The 22291-nt window shown below is 48.2% G+C and carries 9 protein-coding genes; all 9 read right to left on the bottom strand.

Annotation, left to right across the window (positions count from 1 at the left end; genetic code table 11):
* Nucleotides 1–130: 130 nt before the first annotated feature.
* Nucleotides 131–1666, bottom strand: a complete 1536-nt coding sequence (locus J2X61_RS12855; protein WP_274470326.1) for a response regulator transcription factor — start codon at nt 1664–1666, stop codon at nt 131–133.
* Nucleotides 1656–3503, bottom strand: a complete 1848-nt coding sequence (locus tag J2X61_RS12850; RefSeq protein WP_274470327.1) for a cache domain-containing sensor histidine kinase — start codon at nt 3501–3503, stop codon at nt 1656–1658. Before J2X61_RS12850 ends, J2X61_RS12855 begins: the two co-directional genes overlap by 11 nt.
* Before the next feature lie 99 nt (nt 3504–3602).
* Complete coding sequence (locus tag J2X61_RS12845; RefSeq protein ID WP_310188198.1) at nt 3603–4718, bottom strand: glycoside hydrolase family 88/105 protein; 1116 nt, start codon at nt 4716–4718, stop codon at nt 3603–3605.
* 104 nt (nt 4719–4822) lie between these two features.
* Nucleotides 4823–6463 carry an extracellular solute-binding protein gene (locus J2X61_RS12840; protein ID WP_274470329.1) on the bottom strand — a complete coding sequence of 547 codons (1641 nt, stop codon included), beginning with the start codon at nt 6461–6463 and terminating at the stop codon, nt 4823–4825.
* 41 nt (nt 6464–6504) lie between these two features.
* Complete coding sequence (locus tag J2X61_RS12835; RefSeq protein WP_274470331.1) at nt 6505–7377, bottom strand: carbohydrate ABC transporter permease; 873 nt, start codon at nt 7375–7377, stop codon at nt 6505–6507.
* A gap of 19 nt (nt 7378–7396) precedes the next feature.
* Entirely contained in the window at nt 7397–8353 is a 957-nt protein-coding gene (locus J2X61_RS12830; protein WP_310188196.1) for an ABC transporter permease, read from the bottom strand.
* A 271-nt stretch (nt 8354–8624) separates the two neighbouring features.
* Complete coding sequence (locus J2X61_RS12825; protein WP_310188195.1) at nt 8625–13247, bottom strand: family 43 glycosylhydrolase; 4623 nt, start codon at nt 13245–13247, stop codon at nt 8625–8627.
* A gap of 18 nt (nt 13248–13265) precedes the next feature.
* Nucleotides 13266–18611: an S-layer homology domain-containing protein gene (locus tag J2X61_RS12820; RefSeq protein ID WP_310188193.1), complete on the bottom strand. Its 5346-nt coding sequence runs from the start codon at nt 18609–18611 to the stop codon at nt 13266–13268.
* 911 nt (nt 18612–19522) lie between these two features.
* The gene (locus tag J2X61_RS12815) at nt 19523–22012 is read right to left on the bottom strand and encodes an RNA-binding domain-containing protein (protein ID WP_310188190.1); all 2490 of its coding nucleotides are present in this window, start codon (nt 22010–22012) and stop codon (nt 19523–19525) included.
* Between the last annotated feature and the right edge of the window lie 279 nt (nt 22013–22291).

Below are 22291 nucleotides of genomic sequence, written 5' to 3'. Positions count from 1 at the left end.
ACTCTCGTTCCCCGATAGTTCAATCTCAATTACTCTTGACGACATTGTTATCAATTTCAAAATCAAAAACACACCGCCTATTGGGAACGAGTGTGTTTTTTGATTGGTGGTGTGAATGACTTCATTTTAGTCACTGGCCGGCCATCTGCTTGCGGTATTCCTTGGGGGAGACTCCCGCTATTTTGTTGAACATATGTGTGAAATAATTAGAATCGTTGAATCCGGTGGCCTCAGAAATTTCGAATATTCTCATTTCTGTGCTTTTCAGCAGAAGCTTCGCTTTCTGTACGCGCAAGTTCTGGACATAGACGGTTACACTTTCACCGGTTTCCTTTTTAAACAGATTGCTGAAATAGCTGGGGTTCAGATGGACATGGGCTGCAACCTCAGCCAAGCCGCATACTCCCATATATGATTCTTCAATAAACCGAATGGCCTGCTTGACCGGATTATTATTCTTGCTAGCAAGCCAGTTATTGTGGGACTGCAGGAATTCATGGATGTATCCCTTCAGCCATTCTGCAATTTCCTCCGGCGTCGCACATTTGTAGACAGAATCCCACTCTATAGGGCGAACGGCCATTTGCCATTCGGGAAACTGAACCTGCACCAGCCGGAGAATGGCAGCAGCCAGCAGCAGCGCTTCGATCTTTGCGGTTTGCGGGGGTAAACAGCTAATCCGGACGGCTTGCCCCTGCATCTCCCGGCTTAGCAGACTGTTATCCTCCGACATTAGCCAGGTTACAATTTCCTTCTCCTTCTCGTATAGCGCTGTCTGGTTGAGCAGTGAATCATTGGCAGAACCGTGATCCCTATCCCCTTCCCGGCAATACCGCCTGTAGCCCTGATGTAATTCCTCCGTACTAGCGCACAGCCCTTGTCCGATGCATTCAAGAGCCAACCTCAGATAATGATGGACCGAATCGGCGAGTAACTGCAGCCATGAGGAGGATGTATCCGGCCGGGATGCACTCAGGTCCACCAATAAAGCCCACTCCGAAGCGTTCAAGGGAAACAACCGAAAGCCGCCAGGAAACCATTTATTCAAGTGCTCCCCGGCTATATTGGCGAAAGCAAACTGCAAAAGTGGCACATCCTGGTCTGAATAATGCTTATCCGGTGGGAAATAGGTAGGAATACGGAGAAAATGCAGCTCGCATTGCTTCATCCGTTTCAGCAGAGCCTCCACCTCTTCACCGTTGCAGGGCATACCCATGATCGCCGAGCGTAGCTCGCTGTCTTCATGCTGGCGCTTCCAGCCCTCCACCAAGAGCTGGGACTGGCTTTCTTCAATCAACTGCACATAAATCCGGTCGAGTACGCTTAAGATATCCGTTTCCACACAAGGCTTCGTGATAAAGTCCAGCACCCCGAACTTGACGGCGGACTGGGCATATGAGAAATCCTTGAATCCGGTTACAATCACAATTTTCGTTAGCCAACCGCGGCTTCTGATTTCCTCTGCCAGCCGCAGACCATCGATATGGGGCATCCGGATATCGGTCAACAAGAGATCCGGGACACATTTCTCCATCATTAACAAGGCGTCCCGGCCATTTCCCGCTTCCCCCGTCACCACCCACTCGGCAGACCGCTTGCCCACCAGCCTCCGCAGCCCCTTACGGAAGTTAGGCTGGTCCTCTGCAATAAACATCTTACCCTTCATCCGTTCCCTCCTCATGACTCCCCAGTGTCCCGGACTTAATAGGAAGCGTCATGTGAACAACCGTTCCTTTTCCTTTACTGCTGGTAATTTCCACTCCATAAGCGGGTCCGTATACCAGTTGAATGCGCCGCAACACACTTTTGTAGCCGATTCCCGTCTTATTGCCGTCCGGCAGATCAGCCTCCGCTTCTGTCAGAATTCTCTGGGTTTCTTTATCCATGCCACATCCATTATCGGCTACCTCGATATGCAACGCCTCATGAAATAGGAACGCTTTAATCCGCAGCACTCGGTCACTCTCCATATCACGGAAAGCGTGCACAAAAACATTTTCCACCACCGGCAGCAAGAGGGATCGCATCATCCGCAGATTCAGCAGAGACTCCTCAGCTTGAATAATGGTTTCAATCTCGCCGGTGAACAGCTCTGTCTGGATCTTGATGTAATTGCGGATCTGATGCAGCTCTTCGCCAAGAGTCGTATCCGTCTGAACAGATTTAAGGGAATACTTCAACATCTCCGAGATGGCGTTGATCAGAAGCGCCGCCTCCTCTTGGTCGTCGCTGTACAGCTTCCAATACAGCTCGTTGAACAGGTTGTGCAGATAATGAGGGTTCAGCTGTGCCTGGATGGCCTTCAGCTCCGATTCCCTCTGGCTGATTTGCGCCAAATATACCTTATTGATCAGCTCGCTCACTTGCTCCGCCATGCTGTTGAAGCTGTCCCCGATGTAGCCCAACTCATCGCCGGAATCCACTCTGACCCGGACCGTGAAATCGCCGGAACGCAGCAATCGCAGTCCCTGCATCAGATGGGCCAGCGGAGTCAGGAGCGTCCGGGTGGAAATCGTAATAAGCAGTGCACTCAGCAGGATCACGCCGATTCCGGCAAATGCCAATACCTGAATGATGTCTTTATTTTTCCTCTGTATCTCTTGCAAGGAAGCCCCTCCATATAGGGTAAATCCTGCCGGAATCAGCTCGTGGCGGACAAACAGATAGGAGATGCCATTCATTTTGACATAACGGGGATAACTTGCTTCAGTCAGTTGCAGGAGTTGCTCCATCTCGCTCTGGTCGGTATTGGAGTAGAGTATACCGCCCATAGGCTCCAGCAGCAACACCTTGCCTGTACCGTTCTCCGTAAGATCCCGCAGCACCTTGGATACCAGGCTTTCCTCCATCACCAATACCATGGTGCCATACGGGATCAGCTTCTCATTAAGCATCCGTCTAGCAGCAACCAGAACCGTTCTGCGTCCGTCGGGATCAATGGTGCTGGCCGCCTCGGCCCGGCCCCAGACCATATTCCCCCGATGGGGCTTCAGCTTTTCCATCATCCTGTTCAAGTCATCCGTTCCCGGCTCTCCCGACGCACCGACTTTAGAGAGAACCGTCATTTCCCCATTTTCATTGTATAAGAACACGGAACGGATAGACGGAGCATCCACCAGCAGCATATTCAACTGCTCTTCCACATACTTACGGTTCTTGAATTGGGTGTAAGAATCGCTTACCGGAACGGTGTTCTCCTTAAGGAACAGTTCGATGTTCGGATTCAGGATAATGGATTGGGATACCCGGTTGATTTCCTGGAAGGACACCTCCAGTCGGGCCAAAGCCTGTTCGTTGGCGATGGAGAACTGCCTGCTGATTTCCCCCTCCATTAACTGGATATTTGACCGGTAAACCATCCAGCCTGCCAAGGCAAAGGCAAGAGTTACCATACACGAGAGCAGCACGATCAGTTTGATCTTAAAGCTGCCCTTAATTTTTCCGGCTATATTCCCCGGCCAGCTTGTGGGATGCAGTCGGCTCCCCTCCCCCTTGAATTTCATATTGTATTATAAAACGCTTCCTTCCAAGCAAACAAGGTTTTCATTTTACCTGTCTACGTAGGAAGAAAGCGCGTCACGCTCCGGTCCGGTTTACCCGTATTATGTTAAAGCTTCATATAAGGCAATAAGAGCAAGGGACTGCCCGTATGCCATCGGCATGATGGTAATATTTTTATAATGATCTTTATCCATTCCCATACCGGTTCCAGCCGACACATTCAGCACGGTTCCATCCCCGCTGATATTTTGACAAACTGCCTGGATGGCCTTGTCTGCAACAGCCTGATAGGAGGAATCCAGAATACCGGCTTTTATGCCTTTTAAGATACCCGCAGCAATTGCGGCCGATCCGGATACCTCTTCATAGCTGGTTGTGTCTTGCAGGACTGTGTGCCAGAGACCGGAAGCGGCCTGGAGCGGAACGAGAGCATTGATCTGAGCTTTATACGTATCAACCAGAAATTGACGGACGCCCGGGTTAATCGTATCCTGACAAGTGTCCAGGTAATCCACAAGGCCGTAGGTGAACCAGGAATTGCCACGGCACCAGAAGATGCTGCCGAAATTATCATTGCGCTCGAAACTCCAGCCGTGGAAGAACAGTCCGGTATGTTTGTCGAACAAGTACTTAATATGGAGCAGAATCTGGTGTACGGCTTCTTGCTCCCACTCCGGCCGATTGAACTTTCGCCCAGCCTGGTTTAGAAACAGAACCGCCATAAAGAGCGTATCAATCCATAACTGCCCATTATGCAAGTGGATTCCATCCCGGTTACCAATGGCAGTGACTGTATGCTGGAAGCCGCCCTCTTTGGTTTTGGGCAGCTCATGAACGAGCCAATCCGCGTGATCCCGGCATAGTTGTTCCAGCTGGTTGGAAGGCTCATACTGATCCAGGAGCAGAACCAGAGCCAAATAAGGGGCGGTCGTATTAATGTTTTTTGACGGCAGTCCCACCTCCAAATTGCGGGAATACCAGTTCTGAAAAAACGCCATATACCGGTGATCATTGTAATACTTCTGCAGCTTGTACAGACCATAAAGACCAACACCTTGTGGCCAGTCCCATTCTTCAATTCCGAAATCCCGTTGGACAATTCCTTTCCTTGTATCGGCCTGGACCACGGTTTTATCCTTTTCATAGTCGCTACCGCCCAGATTCATAAGCTTGTCCACTACCAGTTCGATTTTTTGAAGCAGCATCTCATTTGTCATGATTCATATACTCCTTCTCATTTAAAATGTTCCGAAAGCAAACTTGGCCCAGCCTTTGCCGAACCAAGTCCGCATTCACCCTACTATTCTTGGCCCTTCAACCCTTACTTGTGTTGGGAGCGGACCATCTCCAGGATATCCTTACCCAGGAAGGCTCTGTCCTTATTTTCTTTGTACCAGGTATTCATGAATTCCTCAATCTGTTTGCCGCCGCCTCTCTCCCAGGCAGCTTTGGCATCTGCAACGGCCTGCTCAGGGGTATATTTGACCCCGCCGATAATGCCTTTGGTATAGATGTCCTTCATTTCCTTGTCGACATTGGTATTGATCACAACCAAATCGCTCGGCAGGTTAGGCATATGTTCGTAGTGACTTAGCGCGGGATACTGGGCCTCGGGATTAAGCAGAAACTCGTCAGCTTTCTTCAACATTTCTAGACCTGCCTTCTGAATAGGATCACTCACGTCGAACGCAGTGGTGGAAATCAGAAGCGGATTCTCGGGGATCGAGTAGAACATGGTGTAGTCCATGGCCCAGTCCAGTTCCTTGGCATTCTTCGCAGGATCAATGACCTTAGGAAAGCCGTCCGCACCTTTTTTCCAATGTTCTCCCTCCACTCCTTTTTTCAGAATCAGACCGTTCTCCGGCTTGATCATGAAATTAATATATTCCATTGCCGCCTTGGGATTTTTGGCATCAGCATTGATCACCGTGGTCATCTGAACCGGATTGACCACATGATGAACGAATTGCCCCATGGGAGACTTAGGCTGCGCCATCGGCGCAATCTCCGCCTCCGGAACAACCTTGCGGAGCGTTTGGAGGTCCGTTACCGTACTTTCAAACCAGTTGCTTACAACAGGAGGGAGATAAACGCCTATTTTTCCGTTCAGATAATCCTGCTTGGCTTTGGCCCCATTCTTGTCCGCCAGGTAATCCTTATCGATAAGCCCTTCCTCAAATAACCTTTTCTTGAATTTAAGAGACTCCAGCGTATTTTCCCAAGTCCTGATAATTTTGTCATCATTGGAGATTTTCCAGCCGTACGAGCCGAACATGGAATCCACCATGCCGTCCGAGGTGTAGCTCATGTTGGTTCCATAAGTATCCTTCTTGCCGTTGCCGTCAGGGTCCTGCTCAACGAATGCTTTCAGAACGACAAGCAATTCGTCGGTGGTCTTCGGAACCTCCAGCTTCAGCTTTTTCAGCCAATCCATCCGGATAAAGGCTACACTCTGCAGATGGGGCTCATTAATTTTACCGATCTCGTAAAGCTTGCCGTCCGGCTTGGTGCCTATTTTGCGAAGCTGCGGGTACTTTTCCAGCAGCTTCTGGTATTCAGGCGCATATTGCAAGTAATCGTCCAGAGGCATCAATTGCTTCTGCTGGTACAGGGAATTCCGGAACCCCGTATCAAAATCATTGACAATATCCGGCGCACTGCCCGATGCGAACAGCACATTCAGCTTCTTGACTGACTCCGCCCGGGCCACTGGCACATACTTAGCCGTAACGGGAGAATGTTCATTGATCCACTTGGTCCAGCGATTCTCCTCAACCGTCCCCTCCGCTGCGGGAATATTGCCCCTGTCATAGTTGGAAACGGTAATTGTCGCTTTCCCTTCTGCTTGTCCCTTTGTCCCCTCTTCCTTTTGACTGCAACCAACTGCCCCTGCTGCCATAACCGCCGACAGTCCCAGTGCCAACGTGATCTTCATTCTTGGTGCGGATGTTTGTCTAACCATGTGGAATCCCCCTCAATCTATGATTGATTTCGTTATTGCCGCTAACCTTTGATAGAGCCAAGCATAATACCTTTGACAAAATACTTCTGCAGGAACGGGTATACCACCAGCATGGGCACAACCATAACCATAACCCCAACTGCTTTCAGCTTTTCGGATACCATTTCCTGCTGCTGCATCATATCCATGGCCGACATATTAAAGTTCCCCTGAATTTGCAGCATCCCCTGAACGATAACAGTAAGATTTTGCAAATTCGTCTTACTGATATAAAGAATAACGCTCATGAACATGTTCCAGTAGCCCACCCCGTAGAATAACGTCAGCGTAGCCAGCATGGGAAGAGACAAGGGCAATATGATGCGCAGCAGCAGCTGGACCTCGCCGCAGCCGTCAATCTGGGCGGAATCCACCACTTCTCCCGGGGTGCTCTCAAAATAGCTTTTCATAATCAGCATATTATAGGTGCTAATCAGCCCGCCAAGCCAGAGAGACCAGTACGTATTGGTTAAATGTAGGCTATTCATGACCAGATAAGTCGGGATCATGCCTCCGCTAAAGAGCATAGTGAACAATGCGGCGGTTGTGATTGGCTTGCGAGCATAGAGGTAACGACGGGATAAGGGATAAGCCGTCAGCACTGTGGCCAGCATGCTCAAGGCCGTTCCGCATAACGTAATGATCACGCTGTTGGTAAAGGCGCGCAAGGCCGGTGTATTCTCAAAAAAATATCTGTAAACGGTGAAATCAAGCCCCACCGGCCAGAACCAAACCCGACCCAAGTCAACCGCATGCCCCGAGCTTACGGAGAGCGCAATCAGATGCAGGAAAGGTAGGATGCAGGTGAGCGAAATAATGATTAATACTACGTGAATAAAGCTTACAAAAATTTTTCCGCCTGTAGATTCCCTCAAGAGGAATTCCCTCCTTTCTTCAGAATAATCCCTGATCAAATTTACGGGCCAATGCATTGGCAGCCAGCACAAGCACCAGGCCGACAAAGGATTCAAACAAGCCCATGGCTGTAGTCAGGCCAAACTGCGCCTGCTGCAGTCCCACTTTGTACACATAGGTGCTGATGACTTCCGCATTCTGCAAGACAGTGGGATTCTGCAAATTGTAAACCTGGTCAAACCCTACTTCCATCAGACGGCCCATCCCAAGAATCAGCAGTAGGATAATCGTAGAGCGGATGCCCGGCAGGGTGATATGCCAAATTTGCCTAAGCTTTCCTGCACCGTCAAGCCCTGCGGATTCATACAAGCTGGGGTCAATGCCGGAGAGAGCCGCGAGATAGATAATAGCTCCGAAGCCCATCTCCTTCCACATGCCGGAGCCGATAAAGATGGCGATCCATGAGTTTGAGCGGTATAGGAAAGGCACCGGTTCCATCCCCCATTGACCCAGCAGCTTGTTGATGGTGCCGCCGTCGATGGAGAACAAGGTCAGGATAATGCCTGCAACGATAACCCAGGACAAAAAATGAGGCAAATAAATAATGGTTTGAATCCAGCGCTTCAGCCAACTCTTCCGGACCTCATTCAAGGCAATGGCGATAATAATCGGCGCAGGGAACCCGAAGATCAGGTTCAGAACGCTCAGGGTAAGGGTATTCCAGATAATTTGCAGCGTAACGCGGGACTGAAATAAAATCTCGAAATATTTCAACCCCACCCATGGACTTGACCATATGCCATCGTGAAAATTGTAGTTCTTAAAAGCGATCACAAGACCGCCCATAGGGAAGTAACGGAATATCAGATAATAAAGCACTCCAGGTATAAGCATGACAAGTAGCGGAATATTTTGCCGAAACCGCTTTGTCTGGTAAAAAACCTCTTTGGCTGCCGGTGCTCTATCCGTTCCTACGGCAGCAGGTGTTGTTTTCATGGCTCCCCCTTCTTTCCTGCTGAAAGTGTTTGTTGGATGATATGCTTATAATGTACCGCGGTTCGTCTATTCCGAGCCTTAAGAATCTTTAGGTCTTTCTGTGCGATTTTTGTTTCTCCTTCCAACGAGCAGAAGTCTCCCCCAAATGGGCAGCATCCTCATTCGTAATCCCTCTTTGCAGAACAGCACTAAATCTGCGGCAAAAAAAACAAGAAGCCGAGCGGATCTTCCTGCTTGGCTCCTTGGTTTTTACCTGTTGTCCACTCAACTTTTAGTTGCTGCGCCAAGCTATAAAGCGCGTGAGCATGGCGGATACTTCCGCCCGGGAGACGACACTTGTAGGCTCCAGAAGGTTTCCTGGTTTGCCGTTAAGAATACCTGCCGATACAGCCCAATCGATGGCATCATTTGCCCAGGCGGACACTTCGCCGCTGTCCGCAAAGCTCTGGCTATTGCCGCTTGCAACCGGCTTTCTGGCGTAACGGTACAGGACAGTAACCAGTTGTTCGCGTGTAATGGAAGCTTCAGGGCTACTGCCATCGCTGATCCTGGATGTTGTAGCCCAGTCTTTCGCCTTGCTGTACCAATTTTCACCGCCTTCGGTCTCAACGCCATGCAAACGGGCCAGCACGGTATATAACATGGCGCGACTCAAGGATACATCGGGAGCAAAGACACCTTGCTCCGTTCCGAGCAGCCATCCACGGCTTGCTACGAAGGCAATCGCCTCCGCAGCCAAGTGGCTATTGGGCACATCCTGGAAAACAATCCTATTATCGATCAGTTTCACCGTCATATTGCCCTTGGCTGTAAAGCTCAATCCGGCTTTGGTGACAACCGTTCCGATCACTTCCTTTGTTCCGTTATCCCGAACCTTATAAGCCACCGTGGAAACAGAAGCATTCTTGAACGGAATTGTGACCCGCGCTTGTGCTACGCCTTCTGGCAGATGGACAGTCGCAGTTACTCCCCCAAGAGAAGTCTTGTCAGTTTCAACCTTGACTCCCTGCGGATCCGTGGTGACAGAGCGGCTGCTTCCATCGGGCTTGCTCACGGTCTCACGCTTGCTTCCACTCTGCTTGGTGACGACTTCGGTAATTGTACCATTACGTTCTTTCGTTACAACTTCACGGTCGCCGTTCGGCCAGACCGTAGTCTCCGTCACCGTACCGGTTGTCTGATCGGTGATGCTGGTCGTCGTGCTGCCATCCCCGTTTGTGACCCCAGTAGACGGCGTAGTTGGGACGACCGGATTGCTGCCGCCAATTTGGAGATCTCCGCCGCTTTCACCGCTGTCGTTATCATATACACCCACAGTTACCACACAAGAAGCTGTGAAGCCGCCGTCTTCAGTAGTTACCGTAATAATGGCTTTACCAGAGGCACGAACCGTCACAAGACCGTGTTCATTCACGGTAGCTACAATCGGATTGGAAGTGGTCCAGATCAAGGTTTTGTCCGCTGCATCAGCGGGCTCCACATTTGCGGTAAGCTGGACAGTCGAATCCCCATGGTTGGTATACAGATGAGCGGTGGTCTGATTCAGGCTCACCCCGGTGACATGCACCGGCTGAGTAAAGACCGTAATGGTCAAGACCACATGAGGACTGGCTTTATGGGTAGCAGTCTCAGAGTAACGAACCCAATACGTCCCGGGTGAGAGATTTGCGATGGAATCCCCTTCGGCACTTAACCAGGTGCTCCCATTGTCGGAGGACCATTCCATGGAGGAGGTGACCCCGGTGATGCGTCCATCATTGGCGCCAACCGCTGATTCATCGGTGTGCTTGAGCCCCTCTGGCGCAGCCTTCGGTCCGCCGGTAACCATCGCTTTAAAATCATCAAAATCGATGGAGGCGTTGGCATAGCCATCGACGCCGAAACGCTGGCCGGTCAGCTTCTCGCCGCCTGTATGGCGGAAGTTGTAGTCAGCAGCCACCTCAACATCGTCTATATAGACGGTATAAGTCTTGGCGTCCCCGTTTGCCACCATTTTGATTTTGTACCATGTATTGTACTGAAAGTCTTTGACTTTGACCTTCGTAGACGGTCCGTTCTGGACTATAATTTTACCCGTATCAAAAGCCGTGACCATGGAATAATTGCCCGTACCGCTGTCATTTCGCATCATGGCGCCATTGGCGTACTGGAAGCTGGTGTTTAGTCTGGCGCGATATTCAATGACGATGCGCTGATCCGCCTCAGCCTTTACCTCGCCTGCATACGGCAAAAACAAGTTTGCCTTGCCCGAAGCAGCGGTTGTGGTCAGCCGGAGGAATTTATTACCGGCCTCTTCCTGTACAGTGGCGCTAGCCCCATTGGTCAGATCTTCGGTGGTAATGCCATAAGGGTACTTGCCAACCGTATCGCCGGAGAAATCCCGGTAAGCGTTATAGATAACGCCGTCCTGAATGCTGTTCAGCGAACTTAACAAAGCTGCTTCCGCTTGAGCAAGCTTATCCAGTTCCTCGTCAAACTGTTCTTTGCTCAGATCGGCGTTTATGGCCATCTCTTCCGCCTTATTGACTTCGGCCACGAAGGAATCATACTTGGATTGGCTATAGTTGCCCAGCCCATCGCCCAAAGGATAAGAGAAGTTGGCCAGCTTGTTGCGGAGTTGATTCACAATCTCGTCAAGGCCCCATCCCGGAATAACGTTTACGGCAATGGTGGAAGGAACATCACGGCCATCCAACTTCAGGGTGACAGGCACCTGAACAGTGCCAAGCGAGCTGAAATCAAGCCCCTCCAGTTCCCAACTAGCAACCTCGGCCTTCTTCGACTGGCTGTTGTAGACAACATCAACAACGCTAGGCAGTTTAGGAGCCACTCCGGAAGGAGTCTTGACTACGGTGGCAATCTGAACCGCATCGGAAGCGGCAATAACAGTCAAGTTGAGCGCTGCTTTCTTGCCGTTATATTCGGCTGTAAGAAGCGCTGTGCCAGGTTTAATCGCATATACCGATTGGATCACAGAATCCGACTCCATCCTGGCCACCCCAGGATCGCTGCTGGTAAATTGGGCAGCCGCTGTCACATTCTGAACCTCATAGTTGTTATAGCGTGCCGTTACCTGCAATGACCCGCTTGTCTGCCCGCTGGTCAGGACGCTGTCCAATCCGCTGATGGCAACGGACTGCACAGCTTTAGGCTGCGCAGCAACGGTAACCGTGGCTGTGGCCGTTTTTCCGTTATATGTGGCGGTGATTGTTGCACTGCCCGCACTTACAGCCTTAACCCTAACGCCTCCGTCAATAACGGTGACCTTCGTATCGGAAGAACTGAAGATTGCTCCTGTGTCAACAGGGGTATAGGTAGTGCCTGTTACGGTATACAGGGGCAAGCTGCGGGTTTCACCTAACCCCAAGGTGTACCCCGGGGCATCGAATAACATTTCCGATGCATCCAGTTTAAAGATATCCATGCTGTCGATTTCGGCAAGGTTGTTCCCCTTCGAGAAGCGGAGGATATTGTTGCCTTCTCTAAGATAGACTTTCGCCGTGGAGAGCCCCCAACGATTCAGGCCGGAATAGACGATGTTCAAATTGACGCCGGAGCTCCCATTGACCGACAAGATATGGGAGGCATCGGCCGCATTAGGTGAGCCGTTGGCATTGCGCACGGACAGCATATAAAATCCCGCCTCAGGCACGTTTACGGTAAACTGGGCATAATCGTTGGCGTTCTTGATATTGGCGACCTTCATCCCGCCGGAAGCAGTGCTTTCTAACCGGACAGCGGGAGAAGTTTCACCGCCCGGAGCTTTCACCAACAGCGCGTTTTCCGCTTCATAGCGCTTCCGCACCGGCTCACCCGAAGGCTTGGCAATCGGTGTGTTCGGATCGGCGGGCTCTCCCAGGTTCGGCGTATTGTCTGCTTTCCAAGTAAATTTCTGTGTGTGGACTTTGCGGGTCCATCCCGATCCCGACCAGCGGGCGGCATGGTAGACGATCCAGTCCTCTGTGCCATCAGGAGACGTGACGATGCTGTGGTGGCCAGGGCCGTAAACGCCATTGGCGCTGGTGAAGATCGGCGTGTCTTTTTTCTCCCAGGAGTCGGGATTCATCAAATCGTCGCCGATCTTGGCCGTGATCAGCCCGAGGCAATAACTGTCTGTCCAGCTTCCGTTTGCAGAATAGACCAGATTGATCGTGTCGCCCTTAATCGTGACTTCCGGACCTTCATTGATTCTGGCCGGGGATGATTCCCAATCATATTCAGACGTCGAGAGCAATACCCGTTCTGAACGGATAGTCCGTGGGTCACTCATCTGCGCAATATATAAATTCTGGAAGCTTCCGTCCGTTTCTTCCCAACCGGACCAGATGAAATAGTGTTTCTCATTTACAGTCAGCACAGTGCCGTCAATCGCCCACCGGTCGGTAGAATCAGTGATCTTCCCTTTGAACTCCCAGGTGCCTGTCAACGGATTTTCACTATCGTTCTCCAGCACGTACATGCGGTGGTTTGCATTAGTTCCGTTGTCAGCCGCAAAGTAAATATACCATTTGGATTTGCCGTCTGTATCCTTGAGATAGTGCATTTCAGGCGCCCAAACATTGGAGCTGTACATGGTGCCCTTAACCGGCGTCCAGGCCAGGCTCCTCTCGCCTGCCTCAATGCCGGTGATAGTTTTCGCTCTGCGGATCATGATGCCACTGGAATTGGCAAATACGTTGTAATAATAGCCGTCTGTGTGCTTGTAAACCCAGGGATCGGCTCCTGTCTGCATGATTACATTGTAGAAATCCGACACATTCTTTCCCTCCTGCACAAACGTCGAATCCGTCTTAGCTGTCTTCGGTTCTGCCGCCGCAGCCATTCCGCTCCATTGCGGCAGCATCAGCAGTACTGCAAGACAAAGCAGCAGATGTCTGAATTTTTTTTTGACCATGTACAATCCTCCTTGGAATCATATCATCCTGTTGCCAATGGCCTTCCGTTCATGCTCACCTGGTAAAGCCAATAGATTACCCGCAGTACGAACTGTAGAGGCACCACCCTTCAGCCCTGATGAGCTGCGCAGCATGTTCAGCAACACTCTAATCGCCTCTGCTCTTGTTGCTTGATTGCCGGGAGCGAATCGGTTTCCTCCCTCGCCTTCAATAATGCCCCGGTTGCTCAAGGTCGCAACGGCACCCCTCGCCCAGTCAGGAATAGCCGTGTCATCCGTAAACCCTGTTGTTGTAACCATTTCGCCTGACTGGTCCAGGGCGTTGGCAATCATCTTAGCCATCTCACTGCGGGTAATCTCAGCATCCGGGCGGAAGGAACCATCCTCGTAACCGGAAATGATCCCTCCTTGCACCGCTTGCGCCACGGCATTCAGCGCCCATGCGCCGATTTTCTCCTTATCGGTGAACGTTAGCGGTGCGCTGTAGAGGGTGTTCCCTTGCAGCTTGAGCGCATTGATGAGCATGGCGGCAAACTCGGCGCGCGTTACGGTTCGATCCGGCTTGAACGTACCGTCCGGATAACCGCTGACGATCCCTAGATCAATCGCTTGTTTGACATCGGCCTCCGCCCAGTGTGCCGCCAAGTCACTCAAGCTGGCCGTCGGTTTCGGAGCGATCAGGCTTGGTGCCTGATCAGCGCCGAATACTGCAAACTTGGCAACGTAGTTCACCTTCACGGTAATAGAAGTGGTCTCACTGACTTGTCCCCCTATATCCCTCCAGTTTCTTCGCGCTTCGTCATAGGAGAATACAGTCGGCTTTTGACCCTTCTTTATTCGGGTTGGATCGAAAGTAATGGACAAAGTGATCTCCTTATCGAAATCCCCTGAAAAATCCTTCCAAATCTCGAACACCGGACTGACCAGCACATCTTTGTCTGCAAGCAGCTTTTGTGTGTCTGTTATCCTGCTGATGATAAGCTGGAATTCCTTTCGGGAAGCTCCGGCAGGGATCTCGATTTTAATCTCATTACCTATGCCGAATTCGCCATTCTTATCTGCTGGAATCGCAAATTTGCTGCTATTCGCAGAAATAACCCCTTCGCTCGTTGGTTTTGATGGTGAACTGCCATTGGAAGAATCCCCATCAAACGAACCTCCTCCAGAAGAACCATCCGAATTTTTAACCGACCATTGTGCATACAGGGTCAGATCCGCCCCGCTTATTGTGAATACCTGGCCTTCCGTGTAGCTGGCTCCGCTGCCATCCGCCCGTACATTCCAGCCGGCAAAGACATAGCCCGGCTTCTTCAGATTACCGGTGTTGCCATAGACTGATACTGTGACGCCCTGCTCATAGCTGCTGTCATCTATCGGCACAAGGCCGCTTGCCGCGCCGTTACCGTTATAGGTCACGCTGTAGGATGGCGTTCCGAATATCGCCGTGATCATCACCGCCTCGTCTGGCATGATGAAGGTATTGCCAGTCACATTCAGTCTACTGGGACTATTCACCTGCCAGCCCTTGAAGAGATAACCGGGATCTGGTGTAGCGGTTAAGCTAATGGCCGTATCCTTGACCGCTGACGATACACTGGCGCTAGCAGTGCCGTGTCCCTTGGTTGCCACTGTAATACTATGGTTAGCCGAAGCATAGCTATCCACCACATTGACACTGAGCACAGCCGGATTCCCCCGATCAAACAAGACAGAGAAGTCCGCCTTATCGCCGCTCTTCAACCCCAATCCTGCCATAGCCTCGCGCTTGATGGTCAATATATCCCCGCTAACTGTATAACCGTCTGTTCCCAGTGTGCCACTGTATACGGCACCTGTTACTGTTGCTGCGTATACCACCCCGGTCACAGACTTGGCTTCATTCCATAAGATGCCGGTGCTTACATCCCCGGGAACATAAAGATCATAGGTAGCCTTTTCAGGACTAACATCCGCATCCTTCTTGAAGACGGTAATGGTGAAGTCCTTGGAGTAGTTCACACCGATGTCGCTTCCTTCTTCAATCGTAGCGGTGACAATGACCGTTCCCGCTCTTGTGGCGGACAGCACATTCCCATCCAGGGTAGCTCTTGTTTGCCCGGCATCCTTGATGCTCCAGGAGATAACTTTACGTGTGGCCCAATCCGGTGAGACTGTTCCGAAGAGAGTCAGTTCCTGCCCTGCCTTCGCTGCCGCCGGGACAGTAGTAATGTCTGATACCGCGTGGAATGTAGTATCATAAAGGTTGCGAAGCTCTATCTTAAACCGCTGGTTGTCTTTCCCCTCATCATCGGCTAACCGCATAACAGCGTTATTTCCTTTGGACGCTTCATTTACCGTAATCACCTTTCCATTGCTTTTGTTGATCACTTTGTAATAATCGCCATCCTTTTCCAAACGCCATTGTTCAGTATCGGAGGGAGTGGGGGCAGCTTCAATAGTCTGATTTAGAATAAGTTCTTGCATATCCGAATCAGGCTTGATATCGAGGAAGCGTGCGCCACGCATAACTAGGATCCGGTAATATCCTGTTCCCAGATCCAGGAATCGTGCCAATTGACTATTGGTATCGCCATTGGAATATTGGATAACAGCCGCTCCCTGATTGTACTTCTCACCTGCCACACTCAGCGCCTTGCCGCTATGCTTCGGCTGGATCTTCACCATCTTCTCGGGGGTAAGTTCCCTGGCCGTAGTACTCATGAATCCCCCGCTGAATTTATCCAGGATCAAACTGTCAATATTGAGCTGTCCGGTATCCCCATCCTCACGGCGGAATTCAATGCTATTCTTCCCGGCTTCCAGATTGACCGTCTCGGTCGCATCCATCCAGGTATCCCAATTCGCTGTTGGCGGAAAGGAAACTTGCTTGACACGTTTGCCGTTCACATACATGGTCATAGTACGATTCGACGACTCTACCCCCGAATAGCGCAAGGTTGACGTATAGGCCGCTGTATTGGGGACATTCACTTCAAACCTGATAGAATCCCCTTTTTTCTGGAATAAGCCGACATACCCGTTGCCTTCAAACCATAGACGGTCTCTTCCGATACCCACCGTGCCTGGGAGGGCTGCTTCCTCTGCCTGATATTTCCATGGCGTGCGCTTATTCAAATGAATATGATCGATATGGATGACACCTGAATCTCCGGTTGTACTCTTATAGGTGATGCTGTTTTTCCCTTTGTTCAGGGGAACAGTTACAATCTGTTCCTTCCATACCTTGGCGCCTCCGGAGTAGGGAAGGACCAAGTCCTGCACAGGCGTGCCGTTCACCTCCAGTGACAATGTTTTGCCGCCTTGTTCTGTGGCGTAACGCAGCTTGAGATCATAGGAGGCCGCATACTCGGCATCAACTGAGAATTCCACGGACGAGTTCAATTGGGCCAGACCGCTCACATAGCCGATTCCCGTATTCCCATCTTGGGCCTGAACGATCCCGGAATCCGTCCCGCCTGTCGTTTTAGCGGATTCCGCCTCATACGTCCAGGTCGCCGCTTCGGTAACGGTGATATAATCCAGATTGACATTCGCCGTATCACTGTTGTCATACTTATAGGTAATGACATTGCTTCCCTCTTTCAGGAATACATTGTCATATCTGTCGGCCCATTTGTTCCATTCCTTCAAACCGAAGAAATTCGCTTGTTTGATCTTGACGCCATTCACATACATGGTCAAGGTTCGATCGTCATCAGTTCCAGTGCCATAAGCCAGCTTAACCGAATAGCTACCCGCGTGAGGCGTGTTTACAGTAAAACTGATCGACGCATTCGGCTCCGTAAACCCTGTGACAAAGCCTGAACCGCTATATCCCGTATGATCTTGAGCAATTCCCGTGCCGCCGGACAACTCTGCGTCCTCCGCTTCATACAACACGCTTTTCTTGGCAATGATAGCGTCAAGCCCCAATGCGCTTTTGCCGGAAAGACGTACGATGTTGCTACCTTCATTCAGCCGGATGTTGTGAACGGTTTGTAAGTCGAAGTTCAGCTTGTTCTCCGGTCCGGCATTAGACGGGAATACAAGCGCGGTAGGAGCCTCCTGGTTCACGTCCAGTGTCATGGTGATCGGTTCTGTCGTATTGTTGTTGTAGCGGAAGTCCAGTGAATAAATCCCCCCTGTATTCGTGTTGACTGTAAACTCTACATAGTCGCTTTCATTGCCATTGCTGTACCGGGCATAGCGGCCAGACGAGGCATAGATGCTGTTCATTGTTGCTCTTGCAGCCCCTGATAATTGCGCATCTTCCGCTTCATAGACTTCGCTCTTCTCCTCCCCGGAGGGGCGGCTAAGCACGGTGCCGGGGTTAGAAGGGATGCCCAGATTGATGAAGTCATTGTCGTCCCAATTGATCCGCTGGGCGCGAACCTCTCTGTTCTTGCCGCCTTGACTATGGGTCGGTATGCCATGGTATGTAATCCAGTCCTCTGTGCCGTCTTCTGATTTCAGAAATAACGGCGAGCCAGTCGAATAAGAACCGTTTTCATCCGATCGTTTCATGATCGGCTCGGGATATTTATTCCATGCCGCTTCATTCTCCACACTTTGGGCCAAATCGGCCCAGGACAGGCCCACCGCATAGTTATCATGCGTGTAGCTGCTCGCGGAATAGGCAAAATAAACTTTACCATTCCGCTCCACCACGGCTGCGCCTTCATTAACATTATCAACATACTTCTCCCAGTCGTAGGTCGGCCTGGCTAATGTAAACTCTTCGCCTTCCAATGTCCACGGGTTTTTCATCTTGACTATTGTGGGACATTCATCAAATCTCTCGTTTCCCGTTTTTGGATCTATATAATAGAAATATTTGGTATAAGTAAGATACCTCTGTCCATTGATGGTTACAAAGCCGGTAGGCAGTCCATAGCTTTGCGTATTCAGCAACCCCTGTTGGGGTGTAAGTCCGTCTCCATTATCATATGTTCCCTTCAGTTCCCAGGTCCCTTCAAATGGGTCGGGCGAGCTATTCTCCAGAACATAGGAGCTGGGATGACCATAAGCAAAGCGCCCCGCTTTATCACTATTCTTCGGACCGGAAGCAAAATAGATGTACCATTTGCCATCGATTCTGTGTGCATCAGGCCCCCATATAAATTCCAGGTTCTCAGGTAACTTCCATACTTCTTTACTCTTGGCGGTGGAAACGCCAAGAATGGTTTCATGCCGTTTCAATACAACATTGCCATCGCCTGCAGCGGAATAATAGTATCCATCCTCCTGCCGCTCAATGGTGGGGTCGGCACCTTTCATCAACGGGTTTAGATAATGGGATGACACATCCGCATAGGCGATATTTGTCAACATCATTACGATCAGTACCGCCGCCAGGGGCACAGCAAACAACCCAATCCTCCTCATTTCAATAAATTCCTCCTTTTGGAATTTTATGTGGAGCTTTTACTGACAGGGAATGATCGCCCAAAAATAAACCGCTTTCATTTCCACTAAAATCTTTGCTCCATGGATGCTTTCACTGTACTTTGATTCCTCCACTCCAAGCCTTAAGAATCTTTAGGTCTTTCTGTACGATTTTTGTTATTTAATTAAATCCGCATTCAAACGGATTATGAGACAGCGACACATTTGTTCACATGAAATTTCACAAGAACCTGTGGGATCCGGAGGGATATAGGGGATGCTACTCCCTGCATCCAGTACCTTTTGAAGCGAAGCAAAATATGTTTTTCGTTGGCAACAAGAGTCAGCAACAAATCGTTATATCATTCGCCATTACCCCCTGGTTAGTTACATGACCTCACCAAACAGCCGCCCATGTGCATCTTGCCCGTAGCATGGAAACGGCAGCCGACCATGACATGGCCGGCTGCCGCGGTGTCTCCATTGAGCTATCGTGTCCCGTTAGTTCAAAGACCTCATTTTTCACATTAATGGATTAACGCAACTCTCGTTGCCGCCTCAACACCGATACAAGAGCGTATGTGTAATTCTTATCTTCAAAATTCCCGACGGTTGCAACGGTTTTATGATACTTAACTTTGGCATATCTGGTGCTCCAACTACCACACTCAATTGAATACCCAGCACATGGTAAAATGCTATTTTCAAAAGCGCCCGTTCGAGACGTGGACGAGCAAGAATAACTACAGTCTGCAAGTTTTTCGATCACAACCAAAGACTCAATCGTTGAGCAAACTAAACCCCTATCCACCTAACCGGACAGGGGTTTATGTAAGTAAGCGGCGGCTTGGTAAATCCACAATCCTCTGCTTGTACTTAACTAATAACTACTATTTCCAACTCAATACTAATTAAAAAGTCATTTTGCGTAATTTTTCAATTATATCTGTTGGTAAAGCTTCACTAATCTTTTGCTGATTTCTTTTTGTATGTGTTGAGAGCTCAGATCTTTTACCCAGCCTTTTTACTGGGATGTCTACTTTATTCTCAGGTAAATTTATTTCACTTTGGGGAGCTATATTCTGAATCCTTTTCTTCAACTCCATTGGCTTACGCTCTTTAAGTTTTTTATTTATTTCACCTTTTAAAGTTGATAACTTATTATTGGATATTTCGTACGTAAGGCCCAATTTAATAACTTCCATTGCTTTTTCAAGATCTTCTAAGTTAATCATCAAATTTAATGCTTGAGAGTGAGCGTTAATCGCGTTTGAATGTATTTGTTGTTTACTTAAATGCGTATCACCATCTGTCTTGTGATAACCACGTTCATAATGAATCTCCGCAAGTTCAGCCAATGAAATATCATTAGATTTTCTACATAAATAAAATAATGACCTTGCATAACCATGATTCGCATTTGGGTTCTTTGAATCTAAAAAGAGTGCTTGTTTAAAATACTCACTACTTCTATTATAGTTTTTTTGTTCAAGCTCCAGATATCCCCAGTCTATCCACGCTTCAGTTAACTCAGGATCTAATTTAGTAGCTCTATCAAATTCATTCGATGCCAACTTATACGAGTTAAATAGACTTGACATCTTCTCTATAATTGCTTTCATATAATGAGGGTACGCAAAATCAGGACATTTATTTATTTCATTGTCCAATATCTCAATTGCTGTATCATAACCATTGAAATAAAAAACAGAAATAATATTCTTTATATTTAATGCAGATATGCGCTCTTCATGAGTACGAGCTCTAGTATTAGCTAGATACTGTTCTTCGGATACTGTTGCATCGGCAATTAATCGGAGTTCATCTACAAATTGCTCATATTTCCTTAAAATTTCAACCCTATCTGGAATTTCCTGTTCTCGTATATAAAGCTTCATTAGATGATGCGTTCCATATCCTGCGTACCCTTCACTAGTTTTGTCGGTAAAACATAATGTTAATTTAGACAGTTCTTGAATCGCTATGTGAAGTTCATCATCAGAAAACCCACTTATATACTTAAGATCGTTTATCGAAAATAACTTTTCACTATCAGCAATCGACAATATGTATAGTACTCGTTTAGCGATATCACTAATTCTCTCTATTGAGCCTTTAAAGCAAAAAGATAATAAGGACTCATATGTTTTTCCAGACCTTAACCCTTCAAGAACAAAATTAATCGGAGCGTCATATGCCAACTGGTTTACAACAAGTTGCGCAGCTAAAGGCATGCCTTTTGTTAGATTAAATAGTTCATCGGTATTATCTCTGAATCTATCATTAAATGATAAACCTTTTAAACGACGATACTCATATTCAATAAACTCGTAAAAATCCTCTTTCTTTAGACCATGTAATGTTATTTTGCTCATCTGGAAATCACTAATCGATTCTCTTGTAGTTAATATGGCTTTACTCGATTTGGGTAGATTAAATAATAAATCATTCAGTTCCTCTTCAATTAAGGTTTCCAAATTATCAATAACTAACAACGCATTATATTGTGAAAGTAAGGAAAGGATTTGCTCAGTAATTTCCTTATCTTTATCAATTTGACTGTCAAAAAAATTAAAGATTTCATTTACAACATCTTCATATGAAGCAATGTAATTTCTAATTCTTCTTTCCCCAGCTGGAGTAAGGTATGTACGTTTACCACTCATCCAAATTACAAAATCAAAATTATGATCTATTGTACGCTTAGTCAGAAGCGTACAATAATGGTATACAAGCGAAGTTTTACCAATTCCACCAATCCCATCAACTTGGAGTAATCTGGTATTTTCATGAATAAGTAACTTATGCAATTGCTCTACTTGGGAATCCCTACCTATGAACCTATGAAAAGGAGAATAGGAAGGTAAGTTATGTACTGTATCAAAGTTATGTGATTTTTGTTTAAAAAAAATGTGGTCCGCTTTGATACTTCTGCTACCTCTTCGACAATATACATCCCCTTTTCGAAATACAACTTCTTCGTGTTGTTTCTTTTGCCTATCAGTTTTCATATATTTCCCGTCTATTTTAAATGGAACTACGCTTTTAGTTGGATGGATGTAGCTAATAATAAATTCCCTTTTCCCAATTGTATGTAGGGCAAATACAACTTCCACATGACCATCAATATATTTGTCTAAAAGATTGTATAAATTGGCATCATCAATTTTCTCATCGCTTCTTTCATCTAATCCGATCCATTTGTACTCTTTTGTTACACCAAATATTATATGTCCTCCTTTTGAATTGGCAAATGCGACTATATCCTTTACTATTTCTACCCCAGTCGGTCCAGATAGACTAAAAACTTCTTTATAATCTAGAATAGCTGTCTCCGTATTTACCTCAATGTTTTTAATTTCTACAAGTTTTTCGATCGAAACTTGGAATAAATCTATCATTTGAGTTACCCACCTTAATAATAGTCTGAGAGAACTGTATAATACATTTTACATCTAAATATGCGTAGTTTCAATAAATTTCCAAATATATAAATTGAGTAAGAGGGGGCGACTAACCCCGTCTTTTCCGCGATGTGATCTCCGTGCTTTAACTCTTTAATATGATGGATGCGAGAGCTTCACCTTTGGTTCTACCTTTTTACCAACTGAACGCGAAGTCTAAAAATTTCCGTCTCCATACCGCACTTATGTTTGGTTCAACTTCAATTCCAACTTCTT

This window comes from Bacillus sp. 3255, assembly GCF_031456485.1.
Taxonomy (GTDB): Bacteria; Bacillota; Bacilli; order Paenibacillales; family NBRC-103111; genus Paenibacillus_E.
This window is presented reverse-complemented; position numbering and strand designations above follow the sequence as displayed.

What these genes read in the sequence shown, in the direction of transcription:
- J2X61_RS12820 (WP_310188193.1), bottom strand. Translation starts at nt 18,611, where the DNA reads ATGAGGAGGATTGGGTTGTTTGCTGTGCCCCTGGCGGCGGTACTGATC.
- J2X61_RS12855 (WP_274470326.1), bottom strand. Translation starts at nt 1,666, where the DNA reads ATGAAGGGTAAGATGTTTATTGCAGAGGACCAGCCTAACTTCCGTAAG.
- J2X61_RS12845 (WP_310188198.1), bottom strand. Translation starts at nt 4,718, where the DNA reads ATGACAAATGAGATGCTGCTTCAAAAAATCGAACTGGTAGTGGACAAG.
- J2X61_RS12830 (WP_310188196.1), bottom strand. Translation starts at nt 8,353, where the DNA reads ATGAAAACAACACCTGCTGCCGTAGGAACGGATAGAGCACCGGCAGCC.
- J2X61_RS12850 (WP_274470327.1), bottom strand. Translation starts at nt 3,503, where the DNA reads ATGAAATTCAAGGGGGAGGGGAGCCGACTGCATCCCACAAGCTGGCCG.
- J2X61_RS12840 (WP_274470329.1), bottom strand. Translation starts at nt 6,463, where the DNA reads ATGGTTAGACAAACATCCGCACCAAGAATGAAGATCACGTTGGCACTG.
- J2X61_RS12825 (WP_310188195.1), bottom strand. Translation starts at nt 13,247, where the DNA reads ATGGTCAAAAAAAAATTCAGACATCTGCTGCTTTGTCTTGCAGTACTG.
- J2X61_RS12815 (WP_310188190.1), bottom strand. Translation starts at nt 22,012, where the DNA reads ATGATAGATTTATTCCAAGTTTCGATCGAAAAACTTGTAGAAATTAAA.